This window comes from Bacillus sp. HMF5848 (assembly GCF_003944835.1).
Lineage (GTDB): Bacteria > Bacillota > Bacilli > Bacillales > HMF5848 > HMF5848.
In genome coordinates this window covers 1,488,763-1,502,146 of record NZ_RWIV01000001.1, presented here as the reverse complement: position 1 = coordinate 1,502,146, position 13,384 = coordinate 1,488,763, and the positions used below count along the sequence as shown (strand labels likewise).

Here is a 13,384-nt window from a genome sequence, read left to right as displayed (position 1 = left end):
GCTAGACAGCAATATAGGTTTAAAAAGAGGCTGACAAAAGTATCAGCCTCTTACCCATTATTTCAACTTATACACTCGTGCTTCATACGGTTTAAGCTCAATGTTAGCAATATCTTCTTGAGCATCTACTTCGTAGTTACTAATAAGTACTTCTTTTGTACTAAAAGTTATATGTGATGGAAGAGTAAAAGTTGGCGTTTCACTTGAGAAATTCGTAATAACCAACAGCTTTTCCCCATTGTACGTTCTTGTATAAGCATAGATTTGTTCATCATCTTCTAATAAAAGTTCATATGACCCGTGAACAATAGCTGGCTCTTGCTTACGAAGTTTAATTAACGCTTTATAGTAGTTGTAAATTGAATTCTCGTCTTTAACTGCTTTTTCAGCATTAATCTCAGAATAATTAGGGTTCACTTGAATCCAAGGTGTACCTGTTGTGAATCCCGCGTTTTCACTATCATTCCATTGCATTGGTGTACGTGCGTTGTCACGACCTCTGTAATAAATAGCGCCCATTATTTTCTCTGGATCAGCCCCTTTATTTACAACAAGATCTTTCCAAAGGTTATGTGTCTCTACATCACGATACTCTTCGATAGAACCAAACTGCACATTAGTCATACCTAGCTCTTGGCCTTGATAAATGTAAGGAGTCCCTTGCATCATATGAAGCCAAGTTGCAAGCATCTTAGCACTTTCATTGTGATATTCTTTATCATTACCAAAACGAGATACTGAACGTGGTTGGTCATGGTTCTCTAAATATAAAGAGTTCCATCCACGACCATGTAATTCTACTTGCCACTTAGACATAATTCTTTTTAATTCCGTTAATTTCCAAGGCTGTACATCCCATTTACCTAAATGACCACCTGGTTTTGCGTCAATATCCATGTGTTCAAATTGGAATAACATGCTCATAACACCAGTTTCATCATTCGTGTACTCTGATCCTAAATCAGGGTCAACAAACGGGGTTTCTCCTACGGTCATAACATCGTAATCATTTAGTACCTTTTCATTCATTTCTTGCATATATTCCATAAAACGGGGACCATTGGCAAAATATTGACCGCCCCATTGATATTCATAGTTAGGATTTGTAATCGGTGCGTCCGGTAAACCTTCAACCTTTGAAATCATATTAATAACATCCATGCGGAAACCGTCTACACCACGGTCTAGCCACCATCTCATCATATCCCAAAGCTCTTGTCGAACCTTTGGGTTTTCCCAATTTAAATCTGGCTGTTTTTTCGTGAATAAATGTAAGAAGTATTCATCGGATGCCTCATCATATTGCCACGCTGATCCACTGAAGAATGACACCCAGTTGTTCGGTTCTTTTCCGTCTTTTCCAGGACGCCACATATAGTAATCACGATATGGGTTATCCTTTGATTTGCGCGCTTCTACGAACCAATTATGCTCATCAGATGTATGGTTAATTACTAAATCCATTACAAGCTTTAAACCGCGATTATGCATTTCATTAATAAGCTGATCCCAATCATCTAATGTTCCAAACTCTTCCATAATATCTTGATAATCACTTATATCATAGCCATTATCATCGTTTGGAGATTTATAAACAGGCGATAACCATATTATTTCTGCGCCTAAATCCTTTAAGTAATCTAATTTCTCAATAATACCTTGGATATCCCCAATACCATCACCATTACTATCATTAAAACTACGTGGATATATTTGATAAACAACAGATTCTTTCCACCATTTTTGTGCCATACTGTTATACCTCCTAATTTAAATAAACATATGTAATGTTAAGTATGGTATCGATTTCAAGGATGACAAACACCCCCCATGAAATCGATACCATATTATTGGGAGAAAAAGAGCAACAACTTGTTACTCTTTAACTGAACCAGATGTTAAACCAGATACTATTCTACGTTGGAATAGTAGAACCATGATAACTAACGGTACTGTTACCACAACTGTTGCAGCTGTAATCTCTCCCCATGGAATAGTGTATTGCCCTTCAAATAACCCTATACCTACTGGCACAGTTTTGGCCATCTCGGCCGTGTTAATTGTTAAAGCAAATAAGAATTCATTCCAGGCAGCGATGAAAACAAGAATTGAAGTTGTGAAAATACCTGGGACAGCTAACGGTAAAATTACTTTAAAATACGTTTGCATGATCGAAGCACCGTCAATCTTTGCTGCTTCTTCTAAATCAAACGGGATTTTTCTAAAGAACGTAACAAGTAACCAGATTGATAATGGTAATGCAAATGTTGTATACGGGATAATCAACCCTAAATACGTATTGGTTAATCCTAAGTTTTTAATCAAGATGTAAATTGGCGAAATAGTTGCAATTTGTGGAAACATTGATACTGATAATACTAGACCTAAAATCAATGCTTTCCCTTTGAAATCTAATCGCGCAATCGCATAAGCTGCAAAGGCAGCGACAAATACAGTGTAGATTGTTGTAATTGTTGCGATAACTGTACTGTTCCACAAATATGTTAAGAATGGATAATTAGCAAATACAGACACATAGCTCTGTAATGTTGGGTTTGATGTGAACCAACTAAATGCCTCACCACCAAAAAGCTCTGAAAGTGGCTTAATTGATGCTAATAAAATCCAAAGGAATGGGAACATGACTAGAAATATAAACACGAATAAAAATACATAAAACAAAGGACCTGCTTTCTTCTGCATGACCAGCCCTCCTTATCGTTTAGAGTTGTTGTCAGATACTAAGTCCGCGCCTAGGAATTTAATGTAGAACACTGAAATGATAGCGACACATATAAATACAATTACAGCTAAAGCAGAACCTTCTCCAAAGTTTGTTTGGGCAAACATGACTTTATACGCCAGAATAGAGATTGTTTCTGTACTGTTCGCTGGGCCACCACCAGTTAATACATAAATTAAGTCAAACACTCGGAATGCGTCCAAAGTACGGAACAATAACGCAACAAGTAAGCTTGATTTTAGTAATGGTAACGTAACATTCATGAATTGCTTCCACTTACCAGCTCCATCTATAGAGGCTGCTTCGTATAAAGAGCCAGGAATTGTTTGTAATCCAGCTAATAATAGTAGAGCCATATATGGTGTTGTTTTCCAAACATCGGAAAAAATAACAGAAAACATAGCACCTGTTGGAGTTGTAAGTAAGTCAGCCATCCGATCAATTAAACCAAGGTCTGCAAAGTATTTTGCAATGATCCCATTTTGGCCATCGTATAGAAACTTCCACATTTTTGCTGATACAGCTGTTGGAATTGCCCAAGGAATTAGGATAGCAGCACGGACAAGGCCACGACCTTTGAATGACTTATTAATTAATATAGCAATCGCTAATCCTAATACAAGTTCAACAGCTACTGATGAAATGGTAAACACCATAGTGTTTCCTAATGCTTTCCACATACGTAAATCAGTTAAGTTGTTAATATAATGAGTAAATCCAATAAAGTTAGGTGAAATAATCGCTTCTGACAGACCATTAGCTAATCCAGTGACTTTTTCTCCTTGGTTTAAATTATCTTTTATTCCTACTAGTGAAGCTTTAGCCTCATTTAATGTAGTTTGAAATTGGTCAGCCACATCTCCTTCTATATCAACGAGACGAAGCTCATCAGAAGGCACATCAAAGTTAAATAAAATTTCATTAACCTTTTCATATTTTGCAGCAGCCTCTTCGTCTGAGCGGATTTCAGAGTCTAACGCCTCTAGTTCAGCTTTTACCTCCGATAGAGTGTTAGCATCCCCTGTTCCCGCATTAATTTCATTATCGATAGCTGAAATTAAAAAAGGAAACGAATTTAAGTACTTCTCTAAATCAAGACTGTAATCTGTATGTACAGCTGATTTTGTTGGATCATTAAGTCTGTAATCAAACAAGCTGAAGTAGAAGGACTGCAATACAGGCCAGATTGCAACAGCCAAAATTAGTAGTATCGATGGCGCAATGAGTGAGTATCCTAAAATTCGCTCACGGCGCTTGGCACGGTTAAGCGAACTTGATGATTTTTTTGCCATTGTTTCAACTCCTCCTTTACGTGAAAAGGATATTAGCCTTCAGCTAACGGTAAGCTAGGATCTGAAGGCTAACAATTTAACACTTACATATCATTATTGAAGAACTGATTTAATTTCTTGCTCCATAGTTGCAACAGCGTCAGCTACAGAAACTTCTCCAGCAATTGCTTTAGAGATGTTGATTTGTAGTATTTCAGAAACTTCTGGGTAGTTTGGAGCTAATGGACGAGAAACAGCAGCATTTAAACCGTTTACAAATCCTTCTTCAGCGAAGAATGGGTTTGCAGCTAAAACTTCTTCATCGTTAAATAATTCTGGTAAAGTTGGAGCTAAACCACCATGAATAGCAGAGATCTTTTGACCTTCTGTACCAGTCATGAACTTTAAGAATTCCCAAGCAGCTTCTTTGTTTTCAGAGAACTTGTTAATACCTGACATCCATCCACCAAGAGCAGCACCTGAACCAGCGTCACCAGCAGGAAGTGGAGCTACACCGATTTTACCAACAATATTAGATTGCTCTTCGTCATTAGCTAGATTCCATTGGTATGGCCAGTTACGGATGAATACTGATTGACCTTCAATGAATGAAGTATGCGACTCAGGCTCTGCAAATGTTGTTACGTTACTTGGTACGAAATCAGATGTTGCAATTTCAACTAATGTTTCAAGACCTTTAATTGTTTCTGGGCTATTGATTGCTACATCTCCGTTAGCATCAATAATTTCCCCACCATAAGCAGCGATAAATTCAACTGCGTTACAAACAAGACCTTCGTATTGCTTAGCTTGCATTAAGTAACCAAATTGAGTTCCTTCTGCACCTTTATTTTCTTTAGCTGCAGCAATTAGCTCATCCCAAGTTTTTGGTACTTCCGTTACGATATCTTTACGGTAGAATAGTAAACCAGTGTCGATAAATTTAGGTAAAGCCCATTGCTTACCATTGAATGTAGCAGCTGATAATGCACCTTGGTTGTATTTGTTTAAATCTAGACCGTCTCTCTCAATGAAACGATCCAGTTCTAAAGCATAACCTGCTTGTGCAAATTCAGCTGGCCAGATAACGTCAAGATCAAATACGTCGATTTCACTTGAACCAGCATTAAACATTGTTACGTAAGCATCATGAGATTGGCCAGTGTCAGATGGCATTTCACGTAGTTCTACGTCAATGTTAGGGAATTTCGCTTCAAAAGCTTTAATGATTTCATCAGTAGCTTTTGTTGAATCTTGACCACGAGCGTAAACGATTTTAACTTTTTCATCAGTACCTTCGTCTGTAGTCGCTGTATCTGTGTTATCAGTTGTTTCTTGAGTTGTTTCATTATCTGTTGTAGCGCCTTCATCTGTAGTATCATTGTTACCACCACAAGCAGCTAAAACTAGCATTAGTGCAAATAGAACAGCAAACAACTGGCTAAATTTTTTCATAATCTTTCTGCCTCCTAATGTTGGTTGTCAGAATCGATATTTATTGTCTCGACTCTGGAAGTAGTTCATACTTCTGAATTCGATTTCATATAGTTCATAGGGTTCTCTCTTTTTTTTTGATATTCTAGATTTTCTGGATTCGATTTCACATTTTTACTTTTACAAAGACATTACCTTTGGAAAGTTATGGTTTTTTATGAATTCGATTTCATAAAATTCATAAGTAAGTAAATTACACTCTAATTACGGCATTTCCTCTCGTTGATTCTCTTTCGATCAACTCTAACGGAAACTCTCTGTTATCAACAGTATGCACGGGAGAATGAATTTGCTTTATTAACATATTAACTGCTGTTGTCCCAATTAACTCTACTGGTTGATGCACGGTTGTAATAGTAGGTTCTATAATTTTTGAAATCTCTTGGTTATCAAAGCCTGCAACAGCTAAATCCTCTGGAATACGCCATCCTTGACGCTTTGCTTCCGAAATAATACCTGCAGCTACTTCGTCACCACCAGAAAACACGGCTGACGGTTTAGATGACATTGAAGCAATTTCGCGAAATACTGTCCTACCATCTTCAATGTTATAAGCGTTACGAAAAGCGAGTGTTTCATCAAAGCTAATTCCGTATTCACTTAATGCTTTGCGAAACCCTTTCTCACGATAACGGGCCACGTTACTTCGATATCCACCACAACAATAAGCTATTTTTCTATGACCTTGCTGTAATAGGTATTTAGTAAGTATGTAACCACCCTGAAGCTGGTTTAACTTTACTACCGGTACATTTACGTTTTCTTCGAACTCATTACACATTACAACAGGTCCATATTCAAGAAATGGTTTTAACATATCCCATTCATTTTGAATGGAAGCTAATATAACACCATCAACTTGCTTCGTCTGTAAGAGTTTCATATAGTTTAACTCTCGTTGTGGACTATAATGTGTTTGACAAACAATGAGCTGGTAACCTCTATCGGTAGCTTCCATTTCCATCGCTTCTATTAGAGAACTGAAGAAAGGATTCATAATCCTCGGAATAAGAACAGCAATTGTCTTCGTTCGTTGACTCCTTAGACTTCTTGCAGAAGAATTAGGGACATATCCTAACTCCTTCATTGCCATCTGAACTAACTTTCTCTTTTCCTCTGTGACATATGGATGATTGTTAATGACACGTGATACCGTTGTGCGTGAAAGTCCCGCAAGCTTTGCAACATCTGCTATAGTAGGCATCATGTATTCCTCCTCATCTAAAGTCCTAACACCCCCTAATGAATTTCGATATGATATCGTTTTCACATTTTCATTATAGCGACATATGTAAGGGTTTTCAATACATAATTTAATATTTTTTTAAAAATTCTAGTTTTGTTTAGTTTTAGACACATAGTTTGCAAAATTAACATTATTTATTAGACATGAAGAAATAGGTAGCAAATATCGTACAAAGTTATAATTCTGTAGATTTTGTGAAAAAATCCCAAAATATTCATTTTCATTCGTTAAAAATGATACTATACGATTGATGAGTAAGGTCGGTTTAGTAATACATTTCTACAAATAATCTATCTGCAAGCGCAGACAGGAGGCAAAGTTATGAATACTATTATTTTATATGCTACAAAACATGGTACAACTAAGCACAGTGCTCAACTATTACGTGATAAAATTGGGGATAATGTATACCTTGTAAACATACTAATTGACCCGATTCCCTCTCTAGATGATTTTGAAAACGTAATAATCGGTGGTTCCATTTACTTCGGAAAGATTCAACAAGAGGTTACTGACTTAGCTAATAATTACCTTCCACAGCTTTTAAACAAAAAGGTTGGATTATTTATTTGTGCAGGCCATAAAGACGAAAATATTCTACAGCAAGAGTTAGTGGACTCCTTCCCTAAAGAACTCTATGAGCATGCGGTATCGAAAGAAATTTTTGGGTATCAATATGACTTCAAACAATTAAACTTCCTTGAAAAATTAATTATCCGTACAGTTGCAGGTATTAAATCTAGCACTGGTAAGATTTATGATGCAAACATTGAACGTTTCGCTGACGCTATAAAAAAATAATTAGACGTATTGTCGTCTCTCAAGTCATTTCGAAGAATAATCTACCAAATCATGAGAAGAATAGTAATGACTACACAATGACAGGGGAGAAATAAATGTCTGTTGAAATTGGTGATGAGCTTTTAATTGGTGAAGAAGGCAATGAAGAAACCTTTGAAGTTGTATTTACTACCGAGATGAATAATAATAAATATATCGTAGTAGCACTGCTTGAAGACTTAGAAAATGCTTCAGAGGATATCATGATTACAGCATTTCGTTATACTGAGGATTCTGAAGGTACAATTATTTATGATGAACTCGAATCAGAAGATGAATGGAATGAAATTGAATCAAGGTTTATCTCTTATCAAGAAGAGTTAGACAACGAAACATATTCCGGATAACCGATAAGCTCTCATCATTGAGAGCTTTTCTATTTTGATAACTTGAATTCGTCATAAATTACTGATGAGACAGTGTTCTTTTCTAATCCTTAGTTTCTTTTTCCATTAATCCTCTTACTATATCCTTAGGATTCCAGCATGAAAATCGATATGACGGCTTTGTTTCGTAACCTAGACGTGTACACTTGTACCTTAAACCCGTTGTGTTTTTTTCAGTTTTAAAATGCTTGCATGTTGCACAACAATGAAAGTCCCTCATTCTCTTAACCTCACTTGATAAAATATAGAAAATTTCGCATTCTTAAATTGTCTATGTTAATAATTCACCTTATACTTATATAATATGAGACAAGTAGGAGTGGGTAATATGATACACAGATTGGAATTACATACGGATATTCTACACGGTACATTTTCTAATAATTATAACCCGATCTTAACAGTAAAGTCAGGTGATAGTATTCTTGTACAGACACCGGATATTGAATGGGGCTACTCTAAGAAAAAGGGGCAAGAAAGAATCATTTATCAATCTCGAGAACATGAGGATAAACCGGGGCATCCTATGATTGGACCTATCGCTATTGAAGGTGCAAAGCGAGGAATGGTTTTAGAGGTACGGCTAAACAACGTTGTTCCTGGCTGGTACGGTCGAAATTGGGCTGGAGGAATAGAAAACTGGCAAAACACAAAGCTCCAGCTAACAAGTTCAGAACGCATTCGGCTTGACTGGAAATTAAATACGACAACGATGACAGGCTCCTGTCAAATCGGAACGAAGCAATTTCATGTCGGTTTAAATCCTTTTATTGGTTTAATGGGGGTTGCACCTGCTGAAGATGGTGTTCATATCACATCACCGCCTAGATATTGCGGCGGAAACATAGATTGTAAGGAATTAGGTAGAGGAAGCAGTCTATTTTTACCTATCGCGGTGGATTCAGCTCTATTTTCTATCGGAGATGGACATGCAGCACAAGGAGATGGGGAGGTTTCAGGGACCGCCATTGAATGCCCTATGGATTTAGTTGATTTCACGTTGATTGTTCATGAAAATATGAATCTTCAAATGCCACGAGCAAATACATCTGCTGGTTGGATTACTTTCGGTTTCCACGAAGATTTAAATGAAGCTTGTGCTATCGCACTTGACGAAATAGCACTATTAATAATGGACATTCATTCTGTTTCAAAGCCTGAGGCGCTAGCGTTAGCAAGTGTCACTGTAGATTTACGAATAACTCAAGTAGTAAATGGAAGTAAAGGCGTACATGCAATCCTTCCTCATGGAGCAATTCGCTAACGGTTCTTTCAGAACTTACGCAGGCGCTTTCATGAACTATGGTCAGTTAATTGATGAAGGGATGAGATAGTGTGAGTTATCCTGGTTTTAAATTTTCATACGAATTACGAGTACGCTACTCAGAAATAGATGGGCAAAAAATCGTCTTTAATGCTCATTACTTAACTTATATTGATGTAGCAATGACAGAGTATTTTCGGAATTTATTAGGCTGTGATTGGGTCCAAGGACTGCATAAAGTACCATTTAATCCCGTACTTGTTAAAAGTACTATTCACTACAAAAGCTCTGCGAAATTAGATGATCTGTTACAAATACACGCTCGTACAACACATATTGGAAATTCAAGCTTTACAATGACCTATAAAATAACACGCAATCAAGAAGAGTTAATTGACGCCGAGATAGTTTACGTGAACTACGATGAAAAAAATGGATCTTCAGCTCCGCTACCAGACACGATCAAAGAAAAAATAGCTATATTTGAAGGATATTAAATACTATTCAAAAAAGCGCAAGAGCTTCTTGCGCTTTTAATCATGATTACATACTAAGATGCCAATAAATGTGAAACACTCAAAATAGTAGTAAAGATGAGAATCGCAATGTGGACGGTACGTAAAGATTTGGAGTTTTTTTCTTCGATAATATAATCCCGACTAATGCAGCGATCACCATAGATGCTACCGCTGTTATACCTATCATTTCACGAAAACCAAGCTCACCTTCTCCTAAGTACATAAGCAAATCATGTACCGACGCCAAAGCTATGGCTGATAGCCCTATAAGCATAATGTCTAAATTATCAAATTACCACCTTTAATACTAAGTAGCCGTTGATACGCATTCATACTTTGACATACATGTTTGATTTGGTCTTATTAAATCAAGTAATAGTTAGCACTTATAAATTGACATTAACTAGCCCTCTACCATATGCTTTAGCTAATTAACCAAACTGAAAACTGTATATAAATAAACAGAATAGAGGCTAATCTTGAATGAGGTGAAATGATGGAATGGGTTTTAAAACGTTCTAAAATTGTTATGATTTTTCTTTTGTTACTTATACTTATAGGTCTTTTAACTTTTTTTCAATTACCACAACGAGATGTACCAGAAATTATGCCAAACGTTGCAACAGTTAAAACGGTATATCCCGGGGCCTCACCTGATGAGGTTGAGCGTAACGTTACCAATATTATTGAGGAGAGAATAGAAGACCTTGATGGGTTAAAGGACATGTCGTCCACATCTGCACAAGGATTCTCAAATATTGTGTTAGAGTTTGAAGACAACATAAACAAAGATGCTGTTTTTTCAGACTTACAACAGAAAGTATCTGACGCAGCTTTACAATTCCCTGACCAGGCGCAGGAACCTGATGTAAATACAGGTTTAAGCCCCTCTGCTGTTGCATCATATATGATTACAACAAACAATCATGCAGTTCTAGCTCAATTAAAACAAGAAATGGAACGATGGGAAGAAAAAATTACTGCTATTTCTGGGGTTGAAAAGGTTCAAGTTAAAGGAGTTACTGACGAAGAAATTGTTATCTCACTGAATGCTGTTGCTTTAAAAACGAATGGCATCCAAGCCGGTCAGGTTATTCAAGCGATTCAGAGTGAATTTGCGCCGAATTCTATCGGAAAGCAAGAGAAGAATAATCAATCCTATTTACTCGATTTAAATACGTACCAATCAGTTGCAGATATTGAAAAAGTGATTGTTGGGCTTAATAACGCGAGTCTACCTATAACAGTAGGTCAACTAGGTAAGGTAGCTATTGTCCCTAAAGAAACCGTAGATTTAGTTACTTATAAAGGTAAGCCGGCTATATCCTTCACAATCCTTGCTAAAAAAGGCGTGGATATACCGTCATTACAAGCAAGTATTACACCAGTAATTAATCAGCTGTCAAAAGAAATCCCTGATACATATTCTGTGGAACCTTTTTATATTCAAAGTGAATTAGTAGAGGATGTATTTAATAATTTAACTGCTTCTTTTGCTATTTCTATTTTGGCGGTTGTCGCTATTATGCTATTAGGTTTATCACCGGCAGCGGCTATTTTAGTGGCAGTATCAATACCTTTATCAATATTAATAGGATTAATCCCGGTTCCATATATGGGGGTTGATTTAAACCAAATTTCCATTATAGGAATGATCATTGCAATAGGAATACTTGTAGATGATGCAATTGTGGCAAACGAAAATATACAGAGACGTTATTTATTAGGTGATCGTCCCTTCACAGGAGCGGTGAACGGCATTAGGGAGATTCGCTATTCTATCATTACATCCTCCTTAATGATTGTGTTTAGCTTTTTCCCACTTACCTTCTTATCAGGGAGTGGAGGTAGCTTTATCCGAGCTTTACCGACAGGACTAATCTTCACCATTATCGGCTCGACTATAATGGCTCTAACATTTATACCAATCATTACGTATTGGACTCAAAAGAGACGCGTAAAAAAAGAACAAACAAAACGATTCTCAGGTGGATTGTTACACAAACCGTTTTTAAAGTTAGAGGCATTTTATTCGGAAAAGGTTTTAAAAGGTATCATAAAACGACCGGTTATTGTAAGTATTGTCGGTTTGCTAGCTTGTGTACTATTAGCATCATTAGGAACTAAGATTCCATTTGAGTTTTTCCCAGCAGCTGACCGTGAGGAAGTGACCATTACCGCTACATTCCCAAACGGCACACTATTAGAAACAACTTTTGAGAACCTACAAGAAATGGAAAATACAATTCTGCAGGATGAGACCATTAGAGAAACAGCTGTGTTTGCAGGTACCGGGCACCCTGGCTTATTTACATCTATCATTTCTAACACAGGGGGAAATACTGGGCAACTCATTGTTCGTGTAAACAAAGACATCTCGTCCACTTCAGACATGCTTGCAAATTGGGAGCAAAAGCTACGAGACATGTATCCCGAGGCTGTACTATTGTTCGAGCGTATTGAAGCTGGCCCTCCAGTTGGTGCCCCAGTCGCGATCGAAATTAGTGGACCAAATATGGCTGTCCTATCAGATATAGCAGATACACTGAAATATCAATTTGAAGAGCTCGACGAAACGAAACTAGTTACTCTTGATGTTGGTACACCACAGCCTGTTATTCATTACGATTTAGACCGTTCACTGTTAACTTATTACGGTATTTCTACACAAGTCGTAAGTGAACAGCTACAACTTGCTCATCAAGGTATTCCGCTCGGAACTTTTGATGACGGAGTTGAACGAAGAGATTTAAAGTTGGAAGTACAAACGAGCTTTAATGAAGTAGACTTATCATTAATGGAGATACCTGTGCGAAATGCTAATACAGCTACGATTACTCTTGATAGTATTGTCACGGAGGTTGAATCATCTCAGTTGCAGCAAATCCCACATAAAAACGGAGAACGCACTATTCTTTTACGAGCGTATCCAAAGAACGATGTTGAATCTAACTTTGAAGATAAAGCACTGGCTCTAGCTGATGATGTAAAGGATTCACTTGCAATGGATTACACACTCGTAGTTGGTGGGGAAACCTCTGAACGAACAGATTTCTTTATTGAGGTAACAAAGCTATTTATTATCGTATTATTTCTAATTTATTTAGTTATTGTTGTTCAATTCAATTCACTATCAATGCCATTTTTGATTTTAAGTTCTGTATTTTTGTCAACAACAGGTGCCATTTTAGGGTTGTTTTTTACGAATACCCCTTTAAGCTTTTTAGCCGTTTTAGGTATTGTGTCTCTGTCCGGGGTATCTGTAAGAAACTCCATCATTTTAATAGAATTTTTCGAGCAACGTCTTCGTGATGGATATAATATTGGTGACGCTATTGTTGATGCCGGACGTGCACGCATCCGACCGATTATATTAACATCACTTACATCGATTGTGGCTTTGTTACCGATTGCCATTAATGGTGACGTATTGTTTAAGCCGTTGGCCATTTCAATCGTCTCTGGTCTAATGTTCTCTACTGCCTTGACACTAATTCTTGTTCCTGCTTTTTACTTAACATTACGGCGATTACGGCCAAGTGCGAGCACTGTGAATGAAATAGAATAATTACTATAATTTCTTTTAAAGGAGTCTTGCAATTCGCACCTTCTTGATTTTATT

At 37.0% G+C, this 13,384-nt stretch carries 11 protein-coding genes; 5 read left to right on the top strand and 6 right to left on the bottom strand.

Annotated elements, in window-relative coordinates:
• Positions 1 to 57: 57 nt before the first annotated feature.
• The 5 genes from EJF36_RS07095 to EJF36_RS07075 all read right to left on the bottom strand — a co-directional run bounded on the left by EJF36_RS07095 (position 58) and on the right by EJF36_RS07075 (position 6,712).
• A complete protein-coding gene (locus EJF36_RS07095) occupies positions 58 to 1,752 on the bottom strand; it encodes a glycoside hydrolase family 13 protein (RefSeq protein ID WP_125905644.1) in 1,695 nt (564 codons plus the stop codon).
• Positions 1,753 to 1,875: 123 nt separating this feature from the next.
• Positions 1,876 to 2,703, bottom strand: coding sequence for a carbohydrate ABC transporter permease (locus EJF36_RS07090; protein ID WP_125905643.1), 828 nt, complete (start codon positions 2,701 to 2,703; stop codon positions 1,876 to 1,878).
• A 12-nt stretch (positions 2,704 to 2,715) separates the two neighbouring features.
• Positions 2,716 to 4,035 (bottom strand): carbohydrate ABC transporter permease, encoded by a 1,320-nt coding sequence (locus tag EJF36_RS07085; protein ID WP_125905642.1) that lies wholly within the window; start codon positions 4,033 to 4,035, stop codon positions 2,716 to 2,718.
• A gap of 93 nt (positions 4,036 to 4,128) precedes the next feature.
• Complete coding sequence (locus tag EJF36_RS07080) at positions 4,129 to 5,469, bottom strand: ABC transporter substrate-binding protein (RefSeq protein WP_125905641.1); 1,341 nt, start codon at positions 5,467 to 5,469, stop codon at positions 4,129 to 4,131.
• Positions 5,470 to 5,701: 232 nt separating this feature from the next.
• Positions 5,702 to 6,712 carry a LacI family DNA-binding transcriptional regulator gene (locus EJF36_RS07075; RefSeq protein WP_125908298.1) on the bottom strand — a complete coding sequence of 337 codons (1,011 nt, stop codon included), beginning with the start codon at positions 6,710 to 6,712 and terminating at the stop codon, positions 5,702 to 5,704.
• Positions 6,713 to 7,075: 363 nt separating this feature from the next.
• On the opposite strand from EJF36_RS07075, the gene EJF36_RS07070 reads away from it, so the two are divergent.
• The 4 genes from EJF36_RS07070 to EJF36_RS07055 all read left to right on the top strand — a co-directional run bounded on the left by EJF36_RS07070 (position 7,076) and on the right by EJF36_RS07055 (position 9,741).
• Positions 7,076 to 7,555 (top strand): flavodoxin domain-containing protein, encoded by a 480-nt coding sequence (locus EJF36_RS07070; RefSeq protein ID WP_125905640.1) that lies wholly within the window; start codon positions 7,076 to 7,078, stop codon positions 7,553 to 7,555.
• A gap of 95 nt (positions 7,556 to 7,650) precedes the next feature.
• The gene (locus tag EJF36_RS07065; protein ID WP_125905639.1) at positions 7,651 to 7,941 is read left to right on the top strand and encodes a DUF1292 domain-containing protein; all 291 of its coding nucleotides are present in this window, start codon (positions 7,651 to 7,653) and stop codon (positions 7,939 to 7,941) included.
• Positions 7,942 to 8,308: 367 nt separating this feature from the next.
• Entirely contained in the window at positions 8,309 to 9,244 is a 936-nt protein-coding gene (locus EJF36_RS07060; protein WP_125905638.1) for an acetamidase/formamidase family protein, read from the top strand.
• A gap of 71 nt (positions 9,245 to 9,315) precedes the next feature.
• The gene (locus EJF36_RS07055; protein ID WP_125905637.1) at positions 9,316 to 9,741 is read left to right on the top strand and encodes an acyl-CoA thioesterase; all 426 of its coding nucleotides are present in this window, start codon (positions 9,316 to 9,318) and stop codon (positions 9,739 to 9,741) included.
• 79 nt (positions 9,742 to 9,820) lie between these two features.
• Here the strand turns inward: EJF36_RS07055 and EJF36_RS07050 are convergent, their stop codons facing one another.
• Positions 9,821 to 10,009 (bottom strand): hypothetical protein, encoded by a 189-nt coding sequence (locus tag EJF36_RS07050; protein ID WP_125905636.1) that lies wholly within the window; start codon positions 10,007 to 10,009, stop codon positions 9,821 to 9,823.
• 246 nt (positions 10,010 to 10,255) lie between these two features.
• Here EJF36_RS07050 and EJF36_RS07045 point away from each other — a divergent pair, with 246 nt between their 5' ends.
• On the top strand, positions 10,256 to 13,330 hold the full coding sequence (locus EJF36_RS07045; RefSeq protein ID WP_125905635.1) for an efflux RND transporter permease subunit: 3,075 nt from the start codon (positions 10,256 to 10,258) through the stop codon (positions 13,328 to 13,330).
• The last annotated feature ends 54 nt before the right edge of the window (positions 13,331 to 13,384 follow it).